Origin of the sequence: Pseudoalteromonas umbrosa, assembly GCF_030125375.1 — a bacterium.
Classification (GTDB): Bacteria; Pseudomonadota; Gammaproteobacteria; order Enterobacterales; family Alteromonadaceae; genus Pseudoalteromonas; species Pseudoalteromonas umbrosa.
Genome location: NZ_JASJUU010000006.1, coordinates 84871 through 106923, shown reverse-complemented (window position 1 = coordinate 106923; position 22053 = coordinate 84871). Strand labels below are relative to the sequence as shown.

Below are 22053 nucleotides of genomic sequence, written 5' to 3'. Positions count from 1 at the left end.
GTAAGGAGAAAAACAATGAGAAAAAGCAATATGAGCTATTTGCTCGGTAGTAGCGTGCTGCTGCTATCTAGCATGCAAACCCTAGCTGCAAACTGTACAGGTTTAGCCACTTGGCAAGCGTCTGAAGTCTATCGTGCTGGAGATCAGATCAAGCACTTAAATAGCGCGTTTGAAGCAAGATGGTATAGCCAAAATGAAGATCCTCAACAAAATTCTGGGGACTATCGAGTTTGGAAAAATTTAGGGGCTTGCGGTGGCAACCAAAACCCAGAAATAACCCTATTAACCCCTGCTCAAGGAAGTGTTTTTAAGCAAAATGACAGCGTTGTCTTGTCGGCAAATGCATCCGATGCTGATGGCGCGGTCGGGCAAGTCGAGTTTTTTATCGATGATGTTTCAGTGGGCTTTGACAATCAAGCGCCCTATCAAATTAACTGGGTCGCACAATTGGGCCCGCATGTCGTCTCCGCAGTCGCAACAGATGATCAAGGAGCGATTAGCCAAGCAAGCTCCGCGAATATAGAAGTCAAAGAGACTAGTAATAATACGCCGCCAGTCATTGAACTGAGTTCACCTAATAATAATGACCAGTTTACGCTGGGTGATGTGGTACGTATCACAGCCACGGCAAGCGATACCGATGGCTCGATTGCTAGCGCATCAATTTCAGTCAATAGTACTGAGGTTGCTACATTTGCCAATGGCAATATCGCTTATGACTGGGTTAGTGACACAACAGGTCAAGTGCAAATTAAAATCTCAGCCACCGACAACAGCAATGCAACTAGTGATACCATGGTTAACGTTAAGGTCGCTTCTGCCTCGCAGGGGGGCTGTGCAGGTCTCAAGTCCTATCAAGCAGGGCAAGCCTATCAAAATGGTGAACTTGTCTCTCATAACAATAGAAAATATCGTTGTGACGTCAGTGGCTGGTGTAGCTCAAATGCTCAATGGGCATACGAGCCTGGTGTCGGACAACATTGGTCTGATGCGTGGAGTGATTTAGGCATTTGCGCCATCGCACCTGAAATACGCTTCATTTCCCCACAGCCAAATAGCACTTTATTGCAAGGGCAAGCCACAGAAGTATCAGTGACAGCAAGTGATGCAGATGGCTCCGTAGCACAATTAGATGTCTACGCCGGTCAAACCTTATTAGGTAGCTTTACAAGCGGTACAGCCACGGTCAATTGGCAGCCTTCGACACTGGGGGCCGCCACGTTATCTGCTAATGCCACCGATAATGAAGGTAATATCGCTACCCAGCAGATCCAAGTAAACGTTACAGACAAACCTGTTGTTATTGACTTAACCTCACCCACTGCGGGCACCCAATATGTGATTGGCGATACAATAAATATGAGTGCCCAAGCGCAAGCCCTCACCGGCACCATTAGCAGTGTAGATTTTTACGCCAATGGTACGTTGCTCGGTAGCGACACGACATCACCATACACTTGGACTTATACAGCCTCAGTCCTCGGTAATCAAACTCTGACAGCCGTTGCCAAAGATAGTGCTGGCAATCAAGCAACAAGCTCAGGGACAAGTATCTCTGTCATTGACAAGCCGATAGGTAAAACACATAAGCTCATTGGTTATTGGCATAACTTTGTCAATCCAGCAGGTTGCCCCATCCCATTGGCACAAATGTCGCCTGCATGGGACATCATTGATATCGCTTTTGCAGAAAATGACCGTAATTCAGATGGTACGGTACACTTCAAACCATTTGAAAAAGACATACGTTCAAACTGTCCACCGATCGATCCTGTGCAATTCAAAGCTGATATGAAGGCACTGCAAGCTCAAGGCAAGATATTTGTTTTAAGCTTGGGTGGCGCAGAAGGTACAATCACGCTCAACACTGATGCTGACGAAGCAAAGTTCGTTTCAAGCCTCACCAACATCATTCAAGAGTGGGGGTTTGACGGGCTAGATATTGACTTGGAGAGTGGCTCGAATTTAGTACATGGTTCACAGATACAAGCGCGTTTACCTAGAGCACTCAAGCAAATTGAGCAAAACATGGGCGGGAATATGGTCCTCACCATGGCCCCTGAACACCCTTATGTTCATGGCGGAATGATTGCTTACACCGGCATTTGGGGTGCTTATATTCCACTTATTGATGCACTGAGAGACACGTTAGATTTACTCCATGTCCAGCTTTACAATAACGGCGGACTACCTAATCCATATGAGCCAGGTAGTGCACCTGAAGGCTCTGTGAATATGATGGTTGCTCACGCCAAAATGCTTATTGAAGGGTTTGATTTAGCCGATGGTACGCGTTTCGCACCACTGAGAGACGACCAAGTAGCAATTGGTTTGCCTTCAGGTCCAAAATCGGCAAATTCAGGACAGGCCCCAACTGCAAATATTATCGCAGCATTAGACTGTCTGACAAAAGGCTTAAGTTGCGGAACGATTAAACCCGCCTTTAACTATCCCAAGTTCGGTGGTGTGATGACCTGGTCTATCAATTGGGATAAGTATGATGGATATAACTTCTCTAAACCAATTGGCGATAAATTAACGCAAATGAATCAAGGTAATTAATTACATCGAGTAATTTGCCTCTTAATATTTATAACACCTAACGCCTGATCGAATTTATCAGGCGTTTTATGTTTTCAAAGCCGCTACAGTTACTTGAGCATGCAAAGCTTATTAACCACTCACCTTGCCCTTAAACGGACTTTTTTTTCATCTAGAAAAATATTTTCTATTCCTTTGAACTATTCTTTGTCTTAACAAGGTCTCTATCACGTGATTCAATAACAAAGACTTAAATTATGACAGGACTCAGATCACTATGTAGCCCCGCCATTTCATTCATGGCACAACTTAAGTACAAAACTAAAATTAGCCTTGTATTTGGTATCTTACTCTTACCACTGGCATTAAGTCTGTTTTTTTTAAATTCCACGCTCACTCATTCAATAAAAGTGAGCCAGCAGCAACAAGAAGGACTTAATTTATATCCCAAACTGCTAGAAAACATCATTAATGACAGACAAAAAGACAACCAAAGGCTACTCGCTCAAAGCGGCTTTTCAGTCAACACTCAAGCCTCTAATACCCCTTTAGAACAGGTGTCTATCGCATCAAAGCTGGCCATTGATAACGATTTAAGTCGCTCTTACTTAAATCGCTCATTAGTCGAGTCATTACCCAAAGTTGTCTATCAAATCAATGATATTGCCGAGCAAGCAAATGGTATTATCAACCGTGGCAGATTTACGCCAGACTCCTTTATTGCACTGTCTAACCTCAATAAAGCGCTCCCCATTGTCAAATCACAGCTACTCGACAAACTTGAAGTTGCAGCCATAGAAAGCCCATTTGTTAAACAGCAGCTATCGACCCAAATTAATGCGCTCAACTCAGCGCTCGACAGCTACCAAAGAGCGATTAAAACCAAATTACTCGACCCTGATGACATTGAGTTAACCGCCAATGCTTTTTCAACAGCTCATCGTGATGTTCAGCGAAAAACGCAAAATTTAGTGGAAGCAGCCCTACCCACACTTAAAGCGATGCTGCAAGAAAAGCTTGAGCGCGAACAAACAATTCGCAATTTGGTTGCAGCCGCTTCTATTCTAAGCTTAGCGGTTGCGCTTTACCTGATGCTAGGTTTCTATTTTGCGGTTGTTGACACAATTTCAGAGTTTTCACTCTCAGCACAAAAAGCCGCACAAGGTGATTTACGCTCTCGCGCTATATCACAGGGCAATGATGAGCTTAATGATATTGTGGGGCAATATAACCGAGTTTTAGATGCATTCACTGAGTTGCTAGGAGATGTGCACAATACCACCAGCGATTTACATTATGCGACGGACAAACTCAGCCACATTAGCCAAGATACTCGCCATGATGTTGCTCAGCAGCAAATTAAGATTTCTGGGATCCATACTGCGTTATCAGACATGGCTAACGCCGCTGACTCTGTTGAAACCTCAGCGCAGCATGCCACGGAGCTTGCCAGTGCAGCAGCAGATCAAGTCAAACAAGGTAGCCTGAATACTACTGAATTAGCACAGCATATGACAGTGTTACAAAACGAATTTGAAGAGAGTAGACAAGCACTAGATAAATTAGCCCAAGATAGCCAAAACATCAGTAAAGTCAGCCTAGGGATCAGCGAAATTGCAGAGCAGACTAACCTGTTGGCGCTTAATGCGGCTATTGAAGCTGCTCGAGCTGGTGAGCAAGGAAGAGGGTTTGCCGTTGTAGCTGATGAGGTTCGTACCCTAGCCAAGCGGACTCAGCAACAAACAGAAGAGATCCATACCATCATCAAATCGCTACAAAATGCGTCCAACGATACCCAACAAAAAATGCTCAGTAGCGTTGAAAAAATGGAACGAGGCGTCACTGCAGCCAATGAGACAAATCAAATACTGAGTGCTGCAGAGCAAAGCATGAGTGACATAGATCAACAAGGGCATGTGATCCGAGAGCTTGTGCAACAACAAACGCAAGCGACGCAGCAAGCACTTTCCGAGTCTAGTGAGATAAGTGACCTCGCTGAACATACTTTAGGCTCTGCCGAGGCCACACAAGACGATGCACATCAGTTAAGTAGCATGGCCGCTAACTTAAAATCTGCGATGAGTCAGTTTAAAACTTGACGATCATTGGCAGCTTGGTTTCGGATCAAACAACTCTGCACGTAGCGGAAGTTGAATCGTCGGGCCACAATGTGGTGCTGCTTGTTTTCCTGTTTTCTTATTCACAAATGCCCATTTAACTCCCGCAGGTCGTTCATCAGCTATGGCCTGTGGGTTTAAGGGCTTAAGATAGCGGATATAGAGTTCAAGCGCCCCTGTACCGCCTGTTAACTTAGTTGGTTTGTTATCATCGCGACCAACCCAAGTAACAGTAACTGTATTATGATCAAACCCTGTAAACCAGCTGTCTCTCATATCATTACTTGTGCCTGTTTTACCAGCCAATTGAACAGATGGAAAGTGCTTGTTTAAACGCTTACCAGTGCCACTTTTTGTTACTCTTTTTAAACCATACTTAGTCATGTAAACAGAGGCAGGATCAAATCTCTTTGCGCTTTTTAGTTGATGTTTATAAAGCGTTTTACCACTGGCATTGGTGATCGCAGAGATACTTGTTAACTCGCTGTACTTACCGTTGGCAGCTAGAGTAGTATACATCTGAGCAACATCCAAACTTGATAACTCAACAGCCCCTAATAACATCGAAGGATAAGTAGGAATCTCGCTGTTAACACCCAACTCTGTCATCGTACCTGCGACTTGATGCACACCCACATCCAGTCCTAGATTGACCGCAGGGATATTTAAGCTTTTACTAAATGCCTCATATAGTGGTACTGGACCTCTGAATTTGCGATCAAAGTTTTCTGGCGACCAAGTTTTACCCGCGGAGTCTGTAACCTGTAATGGCGAATCATCAAGCAATGTTCCTAAAGTGTAGTCTTGCTGCAGTGCAGTTAAATAAATTGCGGGTTTAACTAAAGAACCGACGCTGCGTTTAGTATCGAGTACTCGGTTAAAACCCGAAAAGCGCATTTGTCGACCTGACACTAACGCAGATACACCTGCTTTTTCCGTATTCACAGAGACCATCGCCACTTCTAAACCGGATATGCCAAAACGACGTTCCAAGTATGGAAGACCAGAATTGATGGCCTCTTCCATCGCACTTTGCTTTTGTAACTCAAAGTATGTAAATATGCGAACGCCGGCATGGATCACATCGTCATTTGGCACCAAATCCTTCAACTCACGGTTCACCAGTTCAAGATAACCTGGATAGGATTGCAGTAAGCTTTCTTTTAAAGGCTGAATCTCAATTTTTCGATTCAAAGATTGTCGATATTCAGTCGTCGTAATAATACCATTCTCAGCCATCAGCCTAAGCACCAAATCTCGACGTTCCATGGTTCTTTCTGGATATCTGCGCGGATTATAAAATGACGGACCTTTTACCATAGCGACTAATAACGCAATCTGATCGAACTCTAGCTCATCTACCGGTTTAGCAAAGTAGAATTCAGACGCCAGCCCCATCCCGTGCACACCCTGATTGTATGCCTGACCTAAATACACTTCATTAAGATAAGCCTCTAATATTTCATCTTTGCTGTAACGATAATCTAAAATAAGCGCAATAAAAGCTTCATTGATTTTTCGAACCAAAGAACGCTCTCGAGTGAGGTAAAAGTTTTTAGCAAGCTGCTGCGTCAGTGTACTACCACCTTGCACCGTTCTACCCGCACGAATATTACTATATAGTGCACGCATGATTGACCAAACAGAAACACCATGATGTTCATAAAAGTTGCGATCTTCAACAACTAACAGTGCTTGTTTTAAAACACTTGGAAACTTTGCAAGAGGTACAAATTCTCGGTCCTGGTTAGTCTCATTACCAATTCGCGCAATTTGCACCGGCTCCAATCGCTCCCCAGCGATGCGGCGACCGCCTTTATCGACAATATTAGCGAGCTTTTTTCCTGCAAAATTAAGTGTAAATACTCGGGATGATTCAGCACCTTCATAAAACTCAAATGCACGACGGAAAATTGTTATGGTGCGTCCTTGTATTAAATATTGACCTGTCCTATTTATTCTATTCACTCTTGAGTAATTAAGTCTCTCTAGCTCCCAAATAACTTCTTGTTCGGATAAGTACTGATCTGGATAAAAGGTCATGGCGCGCGCATAAACCTGAACAGGCAGTTGCCATTTATTGCCTTCAAACTGCTTACTTACTTTCGCATCTAGATACACAACATACATGGCAACCGCACAGCAAACAGCGAGGCCACCTTTCCAAAATAGCGACCAAAGCGTTTGTAATACTCGAGATTTTAAAATACCTACACGTTGCTTGAACGAGAGCTTTTTTGAGTTTGACGATTTTTTTTTCGTAGTGCGTTTCGGTTTTGGTTTATTTGCAGGCGTACGTTTTTTCTCTGACATTTACCGGAGCGATATTTACCATAATTACAATGATGCTAGAGTAACTTAGATTAACAGCCACTGAAACCAAAAAAGCAGGCTAACGCCTGCTTTTTTAACTGCTTAAGTATTAATGATTTCGTATTGTGACAAATTCTGGGTAAGCATCCACCCCACAGTCATGCTGATCCATGCCACTAAGTTCTTCTTCTTCCGTAACACGGATCCCCATAGTCGTTTTCAATAGTGCCCATATCAAGTATGAAGTGATAAAGACAAACCCAAGAATTGAGACTAAACCAATCAATTGTGTGACAAATTTTGCGTCGCCATTTGAAAACGGCACCATCATCACACCCAAACAACCGCATACACCATGAACAGAAATAGCTCCAACTGGGTCGTCTATTTTCAGTTTATCCAACGCCACAATGCTAAATACCACCAAGCTTCCACCTAACGACCCGATAATACACGCGAGCAGAGGCGTCGGAGAAGCCGGCTCCGCGGTAATGGTGACAAGTCCAGCCAATGCACCGTTTAAAATCATCGTCAAATCCGCTTTCTTCCACATAATTTTACATACGAGTAAAGCTGATATCGCACCTGCAGCGGCAGCTGCATTGGTATTAAGCATGATTTGACTCACTGCAATGGCATTTTCTTTATCTGCTAAGAACAGCTGCGAGCCGCCATTAAACCCGAACCACCCCATCCATAGAATAAAGGTACCAAGTGTCGCTAAAGGTAAGTTAGAACCTGGGATCGGGTAAATCTCACCATGTTTACCATACTTGCCCTTTCTCGCCCCTAACAACAAGACCCCAGCTAATGCAGCAGCCGCCCCCGCACCATGAACAATCGCAGAGCCTGCAAAATCAACAAAACCCAACTCAGATAAGAATCCAGCTCCCCAACTCCAATAACCTTGAATGGGATAGATAAGCCCAGTCAGCACCACAGTAAACAATAAGAATGCCCACAACTTCATGCGTTCCGCCACTGCACCAGAAACAATAGACATCGCAGTTGCGACAAAAACAACTTGAAAGAAAAAATCAGACTCAAGCGCATGGTCAGCATCAGCTGACGCCTCACCTATCAGCGCACCAAAACTTGGCACAAACCCGCCCTCAGTGTTACCAACGTACATAATATTGTAACCAATAAGCAAATACATAGTGCAGGCGATTGCATACAGTGCAATATTTTTAGTTAAGATCTCCGTGGTATTTTTAGATCTCACTAACCCTGCCTCTAACATGGCAAACCCTGCCGCCATCCACATTACCAACACGCCCGATATGAGAAAGTAGAAAGTATTGAGTGAAAATTGTAATTCTATAATTGTGTTTTCCATCAGATTGCACCTCAGATTGCTTCTTCGTCTAATTCACCGGTGCGGATCCGCACGATTTGCTCTAGGTCATAAACAAAAATTTTGCCATCACCAATTTTTCCGGTATTTGCAGCTTGTGTTAATGTATCCACTACCCGTTGGCAGTTTTCACTGTGCGTTGCAATCTCAAGCTTAATTTTTGGTATAAAATCAACTTGGTATTCTGCTCCTCGATACAGTTCTGTGTGGCCACGCTGACGACCAAATCCTTTCACGTCAACGACCGTCATGCCTTCTATACCGAGTTCAGCGAGTGCTTCTCGGACTTCATCCAATTTAAAAGGCTTAATTATCGCACTTATCATTTTCATTGTTGGCCTCCAAAGGAGTGTGATTCCTGTTGATGATGCCATACACAATCCAACCTTTATGCCAAAAAGATTAGTGCTTATTTATCAGTGAGGTATGAAAAAAATAGAAAGGTATTTAGCGAAAAGTGCACTTAGCTGGTGCACTCTTCTAGGATTTGATTTGATTTGGTGCAAGCTGTCACTGCACTATTACGACCTTGTGCTTTGGCTTTATATAGCGCTTTATCAGCATGTCGCATCACTTCACTCAATGTCGCAAACTCACATTTTGCGATACCAATACTCAGGGTGCAATGTAGGCGGTGTTCATCGACTTGAAAAATGTTCTCAGCAAACTTTCGACGAAAAACATCAAATTTGATCTTTGCTTTTTGCACATCACTTTCAGCAAGTAAAACAGCAAACTCCTCTCCACCGACACGAGATACTAAACTATCGGAGAATGACTCATTCAGTAAATGAGCAACCTGAGTGAGGATACTATCACCACCTAAATGGCCATATTTATCATTTATTTCTTTGAACAAGTCTAAATCTAATAGGGCTAAGCAACTATCTTCCAGCCCTGATTTAAGTAATCTATCCATCTGCTGACAAAAATAGCGGCGGTTATATAAACCTGTTAGATAATCACGATGTGCATAGTCTTTAATCTCGGCAATCAGGTTTAATTGCTCCATTGTTTGCATAACACGGCAATGGAACTCCTCGTTCATAAATGGCTTCATTAAGAAATCATTTGCACCATATTTTATGAACTTTGCAGAGAGTCCATGCGTCCCAGCACCGGATAGCCCAACAATAGCTAAATCATCACGTCCACGGAAGTTACGTACTGCTTTAACCAATTCAAAGCCATCCATCGTAGGCATGGCATAGTCGGTTAAAAGAAGCTTAACCTCATGATCAGACTTAAGCATAGTAAGTGCTTGCTCACCGTCTTGAGCCTCAAAAACAGTGAATAACTGCTTTTCTAACATCTGTCTCATAACAGCACGACTGATCATAGAGTCATCGGCAATCAATGCTTTACAGCCTTGATTACGCAGCAAACGGCTTACCAATTTGATGGCATACAAGTAGGAATCGCGATTATCTTTAATCACATAATCAACGACCCCCATTTCAAGCATCTGCTGTCGGCTATACTCATCGATCTTAGAGGTCAAAACTACCGTGGGGACATTGTGACTTAAAGTTAACTGGACGACTTCTGCATCCATTGCATCAGGCAATGTTAAATCTACCAAGGCCAGTGTGTAGCTATTGCTCGCAAGTAACGCTTTACTTTCCTTGAGAGACCAAGCAAAGTCTATATCGACACTTAAATGTTGTGATGCCAGATGGCGTAAGATCTGTTGGACAACCTTACTATCTTCAACAATCAATACTTTTTGCATGGAAACTTTCTCTAGTGACTGCAATGAGAAATGTAGCTAAACAAGTATTTAACAGACTTAAATACTTTAATACTACAGACATAAGGGTGAAATATACGCGATTTTTGTGACAAAAAAAACCTGCACCGCCCCTAAATGGTAAACAAATTGTAATGGGCAGCAAATATTGCGAGTTAGTCTCATTGACTTTGAAATCAACGTTAAAAACGATTTAAATGTAGGCGATAAGTGAAAACACGAGGAACCCCATGGCAGCAGTACCTAAAATAGTATCTAGTTTACTACTACTTTGCGTCAGCACATTCAGTGTTGCTAATAGTAATCAACAAGGCACATTAAGCTTTGATATAGATCATCAAGTCACCACAAAACACAAAGCCACGATTAATGGCTCAAAAATAAACTATACCGTCTCGACTGGCACACAGCCTTTATGGGATGACGAAGGGCACCCAATCGCATCTTTACACTACACTTACTATAAAAAAGACAAAGTGAAAGATATTGCCAAGCGTCCATTGCTCATTTCATTCAATGGTGGCCCAGGCTCTGCGTCCGTGTGGATGCACATTGCTTATACTGGCCCGCGAGTTTTAAAAATTGACGATGAAGGATATCCACTTCAACCTTATGGACTAAAAGATAACCCTTATTCCGTTTTAGACACCACAGACATTGTTTTTGTAAACCCAGTAAACACTGGTTACTCACGAGTATTACCTGATAAACAAGGAAAAATGCCGAGCAAAGACTTTCAGAAAAAGCGTTTCTTTGGTGTTAACGCCGACGTTAAATATCTCGCAACTTGGCTAAATACATTTATTAATCGTCATGACAGAGCGTTATCACCTAAATTTTTAATTGGTGAAAGCTACGGAACAACTCGCGTTGCCGGACTTGCACACGAATTACAAAACCAGCAGTGGATGTACTTAAACGGTGTGATCCTAGTTTCCCCAACAGACATCGGCATCAAACGTGACGGCCCTGTAAAGGCAGCTAATCGACTACCTTATTTTGCGGCAACTGCTTGGTACCACAATGCACTAAATGATCAGCTACAAGATAAAGACTTACTTGAAGTATTGGAAGAGGTTGAAACCTATACACTGAACACTTACCTACCAGCGCTTGCTAAAGGGGCTATGATAAGTAGTGAAGAAAAACAAGCTGTTATAACGCAAGTTTCCAAGTATTCAGGATTAACAGAGCGGTTTGTTGCACAAAATAATTTAGATATTCCAACTTCTGCCTTTTGGAAAGAGCTGCTTCGAGATAGAGAAGTTACACTTGGTCGACTTGACTCAAGATACTTAGGTATCGATAAACGTGTCGCAGGAGACATACCAGATTACTGGCCTGAACTCACGTCATGGTTACATTCTTTTACCCCTGCAATTAATCACTACTTCCGCCAAGAGCTGAATTATAAAACAGACATAAAATACAATATGTTTGGCCCCGTTCGTCCGTGGGACAGAACTAAAAACACGGTAGGTGAGCGCCTAAGATTAGCGATGGCTCAAAACCCATATTTACATGTCATGGTTCAATCTGGATATTACGATGGTGCAACCAACTACTTTGATGGTAAGTACAATTTATGGCATCTAGATCCAAGTGGTAAAATGAAAGACAGGCTAAGCTTTAAAGGTTACCGCTCTGGCCATATGATGTATCTACGTTATGAAGACCTTAGATTATCTAACGAAGACCTAAGAAATTTCATCATCCAAGCATTACCTCAAGCAAGTGAAGCCGCTAAATACTAACTTTAGCTGTGATGTGGAAGCGTTCTTCCACATCACATACGTTGAAATAACACATTATTTTATAAAAAACGTACTCGCCACTAGGTATACTAGTTCCTCAGTTGTAAAAAAAGCATCTAACAAAAAGCTTTATATCATTGAATAGATTAATTCAATGCTTCCGATTACTTTTTGGGTATACTCTTCATATTAGAATAAAATGAGATTGTCTATGAGTGATCAGTTTAGAGTTGTCTTTGTTGGGTTTAACGCCGACACAGATAGCCACAATGCCATGGAAAGCCTAGCAACTAAGCTGGGCGTGTCAAAGCAAAAAGTTGTTTCATTTACTCAAGGGAAGCCCCTATTTGGCACCGCTGAAAAAAATAAATGCTTAAAACAAGCTAAACTCCTGGCGATTTATGGATTTCAAAGTAAAGTGCAAGCCGTGCAAAGCAGCATGACAAACTCGCCTCCAGTTAACAATGCTGCTAATGAACGTGTATTTGAAGCACTTGATTACATCACCAGTAGCCTGATCAGAATCGAAGAAAAGTTAGAAGAACTTGAACAACGAATCGATGGACAAAATAAAAGTAGTGAAGAAAAAGAAGATGGTGAATGGCAAGATGACGAGTTATTCGATGAACTTGATTTAGATACAGAGCCCAAGCCAAGGTCAAAGAAGCTTTTATACACGCTGTTAGCCGTGCTATTCATTTTACTTATTGTACTCGGATTTAGTTTGGCTTTCCCTGAAATGGTTCAGTTCTAATGAAAAAAAATTCAAGTTCAAACACGAAAAAGGCGGAAACACGCAAAAAAATTCGAAGAGAAATAAGAATACAGCGAAACGCTCTTGATGAAAATTTTCAAACTTCTGCTGAAACCGACCTGAGTATTAATTTTTTTCAACACGAATCACCTACTAAAAACGCCGCAATAGGGATCTACTTACACAACGATGGAGAGCTTAGAACTAACCTTTTAATTCAATCACTTTGGGATAAAAACATTCAAGTATATCTGCCCGTAATCCACCCCTTCAGTGGCACTAGTTTACTGTTCCAAAAATATGAAAAAAACTCAACCATGATTCAGAACCGCTATGCTATCTTAGAACCTAAATTGAATTGCTATGAAATTTGCCCAATTGAGCAACTAGATTACTTGTTGATGCCGTTAGTCGCTTTCGACGAGCATGGTAATCGATTAGGCATGGGTGGTGGCTATTACGACAGAACGTTAGCTAACTACTATTCACAAGGGTGGAGAAAGCCCAAATTAATAGGGTTAGCACATGACTGCCAAAAAGTTAGTGAATTACCAATTGAAGCATGGGATGTACCTTTGCCTGCAATACTAACGCCTACCCAATATTATCAGTGGTGTGAATAGAACCCACTGGTAAAAAATCTGCGCTTAAGAGTGTAATTTATTTTCATACAATTCGAGTGTTTAAGCGTATAATCTCAACTTAATTAAAGACAACAAAGTGATTACGTTATGACACAAGATGAAATGAAAAAAGCTGCAGCATGGGCAGCGCTTGAACATGTAAAAGAAAACACCATTGTAGGTGTTGGAACAGGTTCCACAGTCAATCATTTTATCGATGCACTTGGTAGCATCAAAGATGATATTAAAGGTGCGGTTTCGAGTTCAGAAGCATCAACAGAAAAACTAAAAGCACTCGGTATTGAAGTCTTTGAGCTTAATGATGTTGCACAATTAGATGTGTATGTTGATGGTGCTGATGAAATTAACGAACATGGACACATGATAAAAGGCGGTGGTGCTGCGTTGACCCGTGAAAAAATCGTTGCCGCGGTTGCTGACAAGTTCGTTTGTATTGTCGATGAGAGTAAACATGTTGACACGCTGGGTAGCTTCCCATTGCCGGTTGAAGTTATACCAATGGCACGTAGCTTCGTTGCTAGAGAGCTATTAAAGCTTGGAGGCGACCCAGTATATCGCCACGGCGTCGTCACTGACAATGGCAATGTCATTTTAGATGTACATGGATTAAGTATCACGGATCCAAAAGCGCTGGAAGAAAAAATAAACCAAATCGTCGGTGTTGTAACCAATGGGCTATTTGCTCACCGTGGTGCAAATACCGTAATTACAGGGACACCAAAAGGTCCACAAACTAGGTAATAGGAATGAGTCATGAGTAAGGTATCTTTGTCTAAAGATAAGATTAAAATATTATTGTTAGAAGGCGTGCACCAAAGTGCAGTCGAAACATTAAAGCGTAATGGATACAGTAATATTGAGTATCTCAAGACATCGCTACCTGAAAATGAGTTAATTGAGCGTATCAAACATGTTCACTTTGTCGGTATACGCTCACGTACCCACCTTACGGAAACTGTCTTAAATGCAGCTGAAAAACTCGTTGCTGTTGGTTGTTTTTGTATTGGTACAAACCAAGTAGATTTAGATGCAGCAAAACGTCGTGGTATTGCCGTATTTAACGCGCCATTCTCAAACACACGTTCGGTTGCAGAATTAGTACTTGGTGAAATCTTGTTACTCCTTCGCGGTATTCCGAAGCGAAACGCCATGGCACATCGCGGTCAATGGTTTAAATCTGCTATTGGCTCTTTTGAAGCTCGCGGAAAAACCCTTGGTATCATAGGCTACGGCCACATAGGAACACAACTCGGCATCATGGCTGAAAATATCGGTATGAAGGTAGAGTTTTATGACATAGAAGATAAGCTCACTCTTGGTAATGCACAACAGGTACAAAACCTTACACAGCTGCTACAACGTGCAGATGTGATCAGCCTACATGTACCAGAAACACCGCAAACTAAAAACCTGATTGGTATGGCTGAAATTGAAGTCATGAAACAAGGTGCGATCCTTATCAATGCATCACGCGGAACCGTTGTAGATATTGATGCCCTCGCAGAAGCTCTACAACATGAAAAACTTGCCGGTGCTGCCATTGATGTTTTCCCCGTTGAGCCGAAATCAAATGATGAGGAGTTTGTGTCTCCACTTAGGGAGTTTGACAATGTCATTTTAACGCCGCATGTGGGTGGCTCTACACAAGAAGCACAAGAAAATATCGGTATTGAAGTGGCGGGTAAATTAACCAAGTACTCAGACAATGGCTCCACTGTTACAGCTGTAAACTTCCCAGAAGTATCACTGCCAGAACTGTCTAACCGCAGCCGTTTATTACACGTGCACGAGAATAGACCGGGTGTGCTAACGCAGATCAACCAAGCGTTTGCTCAACATGGCATTAATATCGCTGCTCAGTATCTGCAAACAGACGATTGCATTGGTTACGTAGTTATTGATGTAGACAGTGACCACTCAGAAGTTGCGCTAAAAGAACTAAGCGCTGTTGAAGGGACGATCAGAGCACGTATTTTACACTAAATGTTTAATACATGAATTGACAAAAAAGCCGGTAAACTGCCGGCTTTTTAATGACTGAATAAACATGTCATGCAAAATAAAAAAAGCTGCTTTAAAAGCAGCTTTTTTTCAGGGTCATTTCTAGGCATTAAGCCATGAAATCAACACCTTCTTTAATGTCTTTTTCAAGAGTAGCTAACATGTCGTCTTTTGCTTTTTGTTCAAAAGCGCTTAGCTCGCCGTATGGTAATAGCTCTTCAACGCCATTTTTACCAAGACGGATAGGCTGTGCAAAGAACTCTGCATCGCCAGTGTTACCTTCAACGTACGCGTACTCAAATACGTTTTCTTCACCTTGAAGACCTTTAACAAGTGAGAAACAGAAACGAGCTGCTGCTGCACCCATTGAAAGCGTTGCAGAACCGCCACCCGCTTTTGCTTCAACAACTTCAGTACCTGCGTTTTGGATACGCTTAGTAAGAGAAGCAACTTCCTCATCAGAGAACTCAACACCTTCAACTTGAGAAAGAAGAGGTAGAATAGTTGTACCAGAGTGACCACCGATAACAGGTACTTTTACTTCTGATACGTCTAGGCCTTTAAGCTCTGCAATGAATGTTTCAGCACGGATAACATCTAGTGTTGTTACACCGAAAACGCGTGCAGCATCATATGTGCCTGCTTTTTTGAATACTTCACGTACAATAGGTACAGTGCCGTTTACTGGGTTTGTGATGATACCAACAAACGCCTTAGGGCAGTTTTTAACGATACCTTCAGCCAGAGTTCTAACGATACTCGCGTTCACATTGAACAGATCCGCACGGTCCATACCAGGCTTACGTGGCATACCAGCTGGGATCAAAACGATGTCAGCGCCTGCAAGAGCAGGATCTAAATCATCTTTACCGTAACCTGCAACTGACACAGCAGTTGGGATGTGAGAAAGATCTACAGCAACACCTGGAACAACTGGTGCAACATCGTATAGTGCTAGCTCAGAGCCTGCAGGCAAACCGTTTTTAAGCAGAAGAGACAATGCTTGACCGATACCACCAGCGGCACCTAATACAGCAACTTTCATTATAATTCTCCATATATTGAAGGTAGGAATTTTGTGTGCTGTAAAGATAATGAAAAGCGAGGGTAAAGACAAATTTATCCGCATTATTTTCAAGATTTTTTCGACTATAGTTGTAAACAAGAGACAACTTTGTCGCAATTTGCCTTTACGATATACCATGAAAATTACTCCAGCGTTAAAATTTGGGTAACTGTTGGGATTTGTGTAAAATCGGGCAACCAAAATTAATAGAAGAGATGTATATGCAAGCGCAAGACAAACAAGAAGCCTTAGTTAAAGCCTTTAAAGCACTTTTAAGAGAGGAAAACTTTGGCTCTCAGGGCGAAATCGTTGATGCGCTGAAAGATCAAGGCTTTGACAATATAAGTCAAAGTAAAGTATCAAGAATGCTGAGCAAATTCGGCGCGGTTCGCACCAGAAACGCCAAACAAGAAATGGTTTACTGCTTGCCAGCAGAAATGGGTGTACCAACAGCAAAAAGCCCGCTGAGACAGCTTGTTATCGATATCATGCACAATGAGATGATGATCATTATCAGAACCAGCCCCGGTGCAGCGCAGCTGATCGCTCGTCTGCTAGACTCTTTAGGCAGTGCAGATGGTGTATTAGGCACAATCGCAGGTGACGACACTATTTTCATCGCACCCGCGAAAATATCTGAGATTGACGCGACTTTAGACAAAGTAAAAACCTTGTTTGACAACGTTTAAACTTAACCGTCAGCCATTATTTGCGCCATCTCTTTCAAAAATTGTAAGGATGGTGCAAAAAAAGACGCCCCCATATCTGCTTCAGAATAATCTAGTAGTGGATCGTAACACTCTTGCCCTGATAACAAACCGAATCGGCTCATTAGTACCGTCTCAAATGCATTTCCGTGAGCTGCACAACTCAGATTAATGCTACCTTGCTCAAACACATCCCCAAACGGCATACTCTGATCCAACAGCAGCACTAGCCCCTGTGCATCTTTAAGCTCTGCACGACTAGCATGACTAAATGCCACTGTCGGCTCAATCAGCTTATTATCTAAGCGCGTACGGCCCATCAGCGCCTCTTGCTCATCAATTGCAAGTTGCTGCCACCTCGCCAAATCAAACTTCACTCGCTGAATATGAATGTAGCTACCTTGATGATCTAGTCCTTCGGGGTTATCAACTAACGCGACTTGACGCTTAAAGCGACCGTGTGGTGCCTCACTGGCGTAAATAAAGCCGTTAAAATTGCGTCCATCCAAAAAGCGAAAACCACGCACGTGCGCGACAAGCTCAACACAGCCTCCCAACATATGTAAAACACTTTGCGCAAATAGATGATTTACATCTTCTCGATCTGAGCGTATGACATAAAGCAAATCAAAAGGCTGACTATGTATTAAGTGATCGGTAGAACGAATATGAGGAAAGCTTTTTAGTTCAGGTGGTATAAATTCAGGATAGATATGAGGCCAATATTGGGCACCAATAGCAACGAAGCTACTAAGCATAGATTCAGAAAATCTATCACTTAACTCATCTTGCAGTCGCCCAGCTTGCGCTAGTGCTTCTCGCACAGCTTCATCCTGCCCTTCAAGCACATTGAAGAATAAATGTAAGCCATGCAAGTTTGCCTCTGCACAGATCCCCGATTGCGGCTGGGCCATACCTTTTCCTTATAGTTTATCGCTCTAAGAAAAGAAATTTACCGCATGGGGCTTAATTTTTAAAGAGATAGGTTTAGACAAATCTAACGGTTTGTCAGCAGGCTTTGCTATTTCTAGCTGTTGACCCTGTAATTCGATGGCATACAAATACTCAGTACCCACAAACCTCTCTTGATTCACTTGGATCGCACCATGGTCAGTATTATACAATTCGATGTGGCTCGGTCTGACAAATATTTTCCCCTTATCTTCAGCATCATTTTGCTGAGTTAATGAGTTCACTTGCCCAAATTGAGTGCTAAATGCTCCATTACCGGCATGTGTTGCATCTAAATAAATTCCCTGCCCCAAAAACTCTGCAACCACTTGGTTTTTTGGCTGATGGAATAATTCAGTTGGACATCCTAATTGTGCTATTTGGCCTTTGTGCATAATGGCAAGCCGATCGGAGAAGGCAAATGCTTCGTCCTTTGAGTGACTGACAAAAATCGCAGATACTTTTTGGTCTTTAATAATACTTCGTATGTCACTGATAAGTTGAAAGCGCACTTGTGCGTCTATATTCGAGAAAGGCTCATCTAAAAGCAACAAGCTAGGGCGATAAGCCAGCGCTCTTGCAATGGCGACCCTTTGCTGCTGACCGCCGGATAACTCATGTGGGAAACGTGCGGCATAGGCACCTAAATGCACCAGCTCTAACATTTCAGACACACGAGATTGCTTTTCTGCACGGCTTAACTTTCCTAGCCCAAATGCAACATTTTGCGCTACCGTCAAATGTGGAAATAAAGCATAATCTTGAAACATCATGCCGACATTTCGATGTTGCGGCGCTAAAAATATGTTTTCACCGTTAACTTGCTTTTGGCCAATTTTAATGATGCCTTGTTGCGGCCTGATAAGTCCAGCAATGGCTTTAAGTGTGGTCGTCTTTCCACACCCACTGGCGCCCAACAAGCAGACGATTTCATTTTCTTTTACCTGCAAGTCAAGGTTGTCGATCACAGCATGACCGTCATAACTGTATTGCAAAGATTCTATAGCTAGGCTGTACATTATGTTTGCTGCTCCATTGAGCGGTTAACCAAATAAAGCGGGATTAACCCAACCAGTACGATAAACAAGGCAGATATTGATGCTAACTCTAACTGTTCATCGCTTACAAACTGAAAAACATGGGTTGCGAGCGTTTCAAAATTAAACGGCCTGAGCAGCAATGCTGCCGGTAGCTCCTTCATGCACTCAATAAATACCAATAAACCTGCGGTTAATATACCGCGCTTTAATAGAGGAATATGCACGCGACCCAATGTTTGTAGATTATTTTTCCCCAAAGATGCACTCGCCATATCAATACTCGGGCTGATCCGTACAAAGCTCGCTTCTACCGCGCCCTGAGCTATGGCGTAAAAGCGCACCACATACGCAAAAACGAGGGCAAAAATGGTACCACTGAGTAACAGCCCGGGTTCAAATCCAGTGCCATCCAACCAACGGTTTAAATAGTCATCAAATAATGTGAGGGGCAGTAACACCGCGATAGCTAAAACGGTTCCTGGCAAGGCATACCCCATACTCGCGACCTTCCCAGGAACGCTCTTGGTTTTTTGCTCGCCTATGCGCTGATAAAACACCACCAAAATACTAAAGAAAATAGCGATGGCGCTGACATAAAGGCTGATTTTTAAACTTTGCCACGCATAATTAAAAAACGCGTCATTCCAAGCCTGATCAAAGTAACCAATCGCGTAACTGGTCAATACACCTACAGGGACAAAAAACGCGACAATCAATATAAGACTACAAAAACCTGTCGCCAACCAGCCACTTTTACCGTTCAGTTCATATAGGCTGGTATCATTTACACTACTCTGACGCTCATGTACGACCTTGCTTTTACGACTCATTTTTTCTAGTGATAATGCGATGAAGAGAAATAGCAACATGATGCCTGAAATTTTTGCAGCAGCAGTGAGGGAATAGTAACCAAGCCAAGTATCATAAACAGCGGTGGTAAGTGTACTGACTGCAAAATAATGCACTGTAGCAAAGTCCGCCATCGTCTCCATGCTTATTAAAGCAAGTGCAGCAACAATGGCACCGCGGGATAAAGGCAGACTTACTTTGAGAAAACTCTGAAATGGTGATAACCCCATTAACTGACTGGCCTGAACCAATTTGAAGGACTGCTCTCTGAGTGCTGTTTTAAAGATTAAGTATAAGTAGGGGTAAAGTACCAAAGCTATCATCACAATAGCACCGGGCAAAGTACGTATATCGAAGAACCAGTAATCATCAGGACTTGTCCAGCCAAACCAGTCTCTTAGAAAAATCTGTACAGGGCCTGCATAATCCAATAAATCTGTATACACGTAGGCTATTATGTAGGTGGGCATCGCAAGTGGCAGCATTAAAGCCCATTCAAACATTCGCTTACCGGGGAAATGACAATATGCTGTTAACCACCCAAGGGGCAGTGCAATTAATGAACTCAGTAACAATACCCCAGCAATCAGCCAAATAGTATTACTGATGTAGTCCCAAAGAACTGTATCCCACAAATGTGAGAATACTTCAGATTCTCCTTGTAATGATTCAAAAATGAGAAAAGCCAGCGGGGTCGACAGGCATATGCCAATCACCCACGCTGTTATCTGCCAATTGGACAGTTTAATTTTTAGCTGCATTAAAGGTCAAATTTTACCTCATCGATTAGCTTTAGAGCCAATGGACGGTATTTACTAATTTCAGCAAGTGGCAAGCTGTCTTCCTTAAACACTCCCCATGACGCTACCATTTGAGATAATTCGACGCCCGGCTTAACCGGATATTCCATATTCGTCGATGCGTACATATTCTGGGCCTTATTGTCCGTCATAAACTCTATGAGTTTCAAGGCATTTTCTTTATTTTTTGCATACTTGGTTAGAACTACACCAGATACATTTAAGTGCGAGCCGCGATTTTTTTGGTTAGGGAAGTTAATGTAAACTGACTCAGCCCATGACTTTTGCTTTTCATCAGCCATCATCTTTCCAAAATAATAGCTATTACCTAATGCAATATCACACAAACCTTCTTTAACCGCTTTAACTTGAGCACGGTCATTACCTTGAGGTTTACGTGCAAGGTTGTTTTTAACCCCGACCAACCATTCTTTAGTTTCAGTTTCACCGTGATGCGCGATCATAGATGCAACTAATCCTAAATTATACGGATGCTTACCAGAGCGAGTACAAATTTTTCCTTTGTACTTTGGGTCAGCCAGCTCTTCATAGCTTAGTGACTCTAACTTACCAAGTCTTGCTTTTGATGAGTATACGTTACGCACACGTTTGGTCAGCGCAACCCATTGCCCCTCAGGATCTCTAAAAGATGCTGGGATATTTTGCTCAACGGTCTTACTTGCGATTTGCTGCGTAAGGCCAAGGTCTTCTAACTGGATCATTGCGCTGAAATTTGAGGTTAACACTAGGTCTGCACGTGAATGCTTCCCTTCTCTTTTAACGCGTTCAATTAAGCCTTTTTTTGCAAAAACAACATTTGTTTTAATCCCAGTCTGCTTTGTAAAATCATCAAGGATAGGTTGAATTAAAAACGGTTGGCGAAATGAGTAGATATTTACTTCATCGGCTGCAAAAGCTGGCATACAGGTCACAGCGGTCAATAATGTGGCGATAGCTCGTTTCATGAAGACTCCAAATCCAAACAATTATTATTATCAAGTAATTCTAACGCGATTATACATAAATTACAGCCCGCTGAGTGGGTGAACAAAATTATTATTACCGCATAAAGACAATTTATCTGTAAGAGATTTCTCACTCTGTCTGTAGATATCGAGTAATCTACTCCTGATTTAACCGCCCTCAAATAAGGAACCTATTGTTATTTAATAAATTTTATATCTCAAATAGAAGATAGTCCTTTTTTGATAATCTTCAAGCCAATGTATTAATGCTCAGCACAGCATATAATTTAACTGTCTCTTGGGGAGAGGCATAGCAGGGAAAACGGATGTGATAGGCGCAACATGGATTGACCCCCGAATGGAGTATGGAACTAGGATTATGATGTATTTGCAGGACGCAAGTATTTAAGTAAGGATGTTCAGATATTCAGGATGTCAGGACTA

The 22053-nt window shown here is 42.3% G+C and carries 17 protein-coding genes; 8 read left to right on the top strand and 9 right to left on the bottom strand.

The features are described 5' to 3' along the window. Positions 1–15 precede the first annotated feature (15 nt). Together QNM16_RS18850 and QNM16_RS18845 are read left to right on the top strand one after the other, a co-directional pair. Positions 16–2562 (top strand): Ig-like domain-containing protein, encoded by a 2547-nt coding sequence (locus QNM16_RS18850; protein ID WP_284021896.1) that lies wholly within the window; start codon positions 16–18, stop codon positions 2560–2562. A 236-nt stretch (positions 2563–2798) separates the two neighbouring features. After that, positions 2799–4640, top strand: coding sequence for a methyl-accepting chemotaxis protein (locus QNM16_RS18845; protein ID WP_284021895.1), 1842 nt, complete (start codon positions 2799–2801; stop codon positions 4638–4640). Positions 4641–4643: 3 nt separating this feature from the next. Here the strand turns inward: QNM16_RS18845 and mrcB are convergent, their stop codons facing one another. The 4 genes from mrcB to QNM16_RS18825 form a co-directional block, all read right to left on the bottom strand. Then, the gene (mrcB, locus tag QNM16_RS18840) at positions 4644–6971 is read right to left on the bottom strand and encodes a penicillin-binding protein 1B (protein ID WP_284021894.1); all 2328 of its coding nucleotides are present in this window, start codon (positions 6969–6971) and stop codon (positions 4644–4646) included. 109 nt (positions 6972–7080) lie between these two features. Further along, positions 7081–8310 (bottom strand): ammonium transporter, encoded by a 1230-nt coding sequence (locus tag QNM16_RS18835; protein WP_284021893.1) that lies wholly within the window; start codon positions 8308–8310, stop codon positions 7081–7083. Positions 8311–8321: 11 nt separating this feature from the next. Continuing rightward, positions 8322–8660 carry a P-II family nitrogen regulator gene (locus QNM16_RS18830; RefSeq protein WP_023399545.1) on the bottom strand — a complete coding sequence of 113 codons (339 nt, stop codon included), beginning with the start codon at positions 8658–8660 and terminating at the stop codon, positions 8322–8324. Positions 8661–8791: 131 nt separating this feature from the next. Next, positions 8792–10060, bottom strand: a complete 1269-nt coding sequence (locus tag QNM16_RS18825) for a GGDEF domain-containing response regulator (protein ID WP_284021892.1) — start codon at positions 10058–10060, stop codon at positions 8792–8794. 248 nt (positions 10061–10308) lie between these two features. On the opposite strand from QNM16_RS18825, the gene QNM16_RS18820 reads away from it, so the two are divergent. The 5 genes from QNM16_RS18820 to serA all read left to right on the top strand — a co-directional run bounded on the left by QNM16_RS18820 (position 10309) and on the right by serA (position 15213). Next, positions 10309–11832, top strand: a complete 1524-nt coding sequence (locus tag QNM16_RS18820) for a S10 family peptidase (RefSeq protein WP_284021891.1) — start codon at positions 10309–10311, stop codon at positions 11830–11832. A 211-nt stretch (positions 11833–12043) separates the two neighbouring features. After that, a complete protein-coding gene (locus tag QNM16_RS18815; protein WP_284021890.1) occupies positions 12044–12586 on the top strand; it encodes a hypothetical protein in 543 nt (180 codons plus the stop codon). Continuing rightward, positions 12586–13209: a 5-formyltetrahydrofolate cyclo-ligase gene (locus tag QNM16_RS18810; RefSeq protein ID WP_284021889.1), complete on the top strand. Its 624-nt coding sequence runs from the start codon at positions 12586–12588 to the stop codon at positions 13207–13209. Before QNM16_RS18815 ends, QNM16_RS18810 begins: the two co-directional genes overlap by 1 nt. Positions 13210–13317: 108 nt before the next feature. Continuing rightward, a complete protein-coding gene (rpiA, locus tag QNM16_RS18805) occupies positions 13318–13971 on the top strand; it encodes a ribose-5-phosphate isomerase RpiA (protein ID WP_284021888.1) in 654 nt (217 codons plus the stop codon). Positions 13972–13983: 12 nt separating this feature from the next. Continuing rightward, positions 13984–15213, top strand: coding sequence for a phosphoglycerate dehydrogenase (serA, locus tag QNM16_RS18800; protein WP_284021887.1), 1230 nt, complete (start codon positions 13984–13986; stop codon positions 15211–15213). Between the two features lie 127 nt (positions 15214–15340). On the opposite strand, the gene mdh is transcribed toward serA, so the two are convergent. Further along, positions 15341–16276: a malate dehydrogenase gene (mdh, locus tag QNM16_RS18795; protein WP_039611712.1), complete on the bottom strand. Its 936-nt coding sequence runs from the start codon at positions 16274–16276 to the stop codon at positions 15341–15343. 242 nt (positions 16277–16518) lie between these two features. On the opposite strand from mdh, the gene argR reads away from it, so the two are divergent. Further along, the gene (argR, locus tag QNM16_RS18790; protein ID WP_046354427.1) at positions 16519–16986 is read left to right on the top strand and encodes a transcriptional regulator ArgR; all 468 of its coding nucleotides are present in this window, start codon (positions 16519–16521) and stop codon (positions 16984–16986) included. Between the two features lie 2 nt (positions 16987–16988). Here argR and QNM16_RS18785 read toward each other — a convergent pair whose 3' ends face one another. Genes QNM16_RS18785 through QNM16_RS18770 form a run of 4 tightly spaced genes read right to left on the bottom strand, consistent with a single transcriptional unit; the run spans position 16989 to position 21609 of the window. Continuing rightward, on the bottom strand, positions 16989–17918 hold the full coding sequence (locus tag QNM16_RS18785) for a Dyp-type peroxidase (RefSeq protein ID WP_284021886.1): 930 nt from the start codon (positions 17916–17918) through the stop codon (positions 16989–16991). Positions 17919–17942: 24 nt separating this feature from the next. Beyond that, positions 17943–18974 carry an ABC transporter ATP-binding protein gene (locus tag QNM16_RS18780; RefSeq protein ID WP_284021885.1) on the bottom strand — a complete coding sequence of 344 codons (1032 nt, stop codon included), beginning with the start codon at positions 18972–18974 and terminating at the stop codon, positions 17943–17945. Then, complete coding sequence (locus QNM16_RS18775; protein WP_284021884.1) at positions 18974–20605, bottom strand: ABC transporter permease; 1632 nt, start codon at positions 20603–20605, stop codon at positions 18974–18976. Before QNM16_RS18775 ends, QNM16_RS18780 begins: the two co-directional genes overlap by 1 nt. Next, positions 20605–21609: a Fe(3+) ABC transporter substrate-binding protein gene (locus QNM16_RS18770; protein ID WP_063360710.1), complete on the bottom strand. Its 1005-nt coding sequence runs from the start codon at positions 21607–21609 to the stop codon at positions 20605–20607. The genes QNM16_RS18775 and QNM16_RS18770 overlap by 1 nt, the downstream gene beginning before the upstream one ends. Positions 21610–22053: the final 444 nt, after the last annotated feature.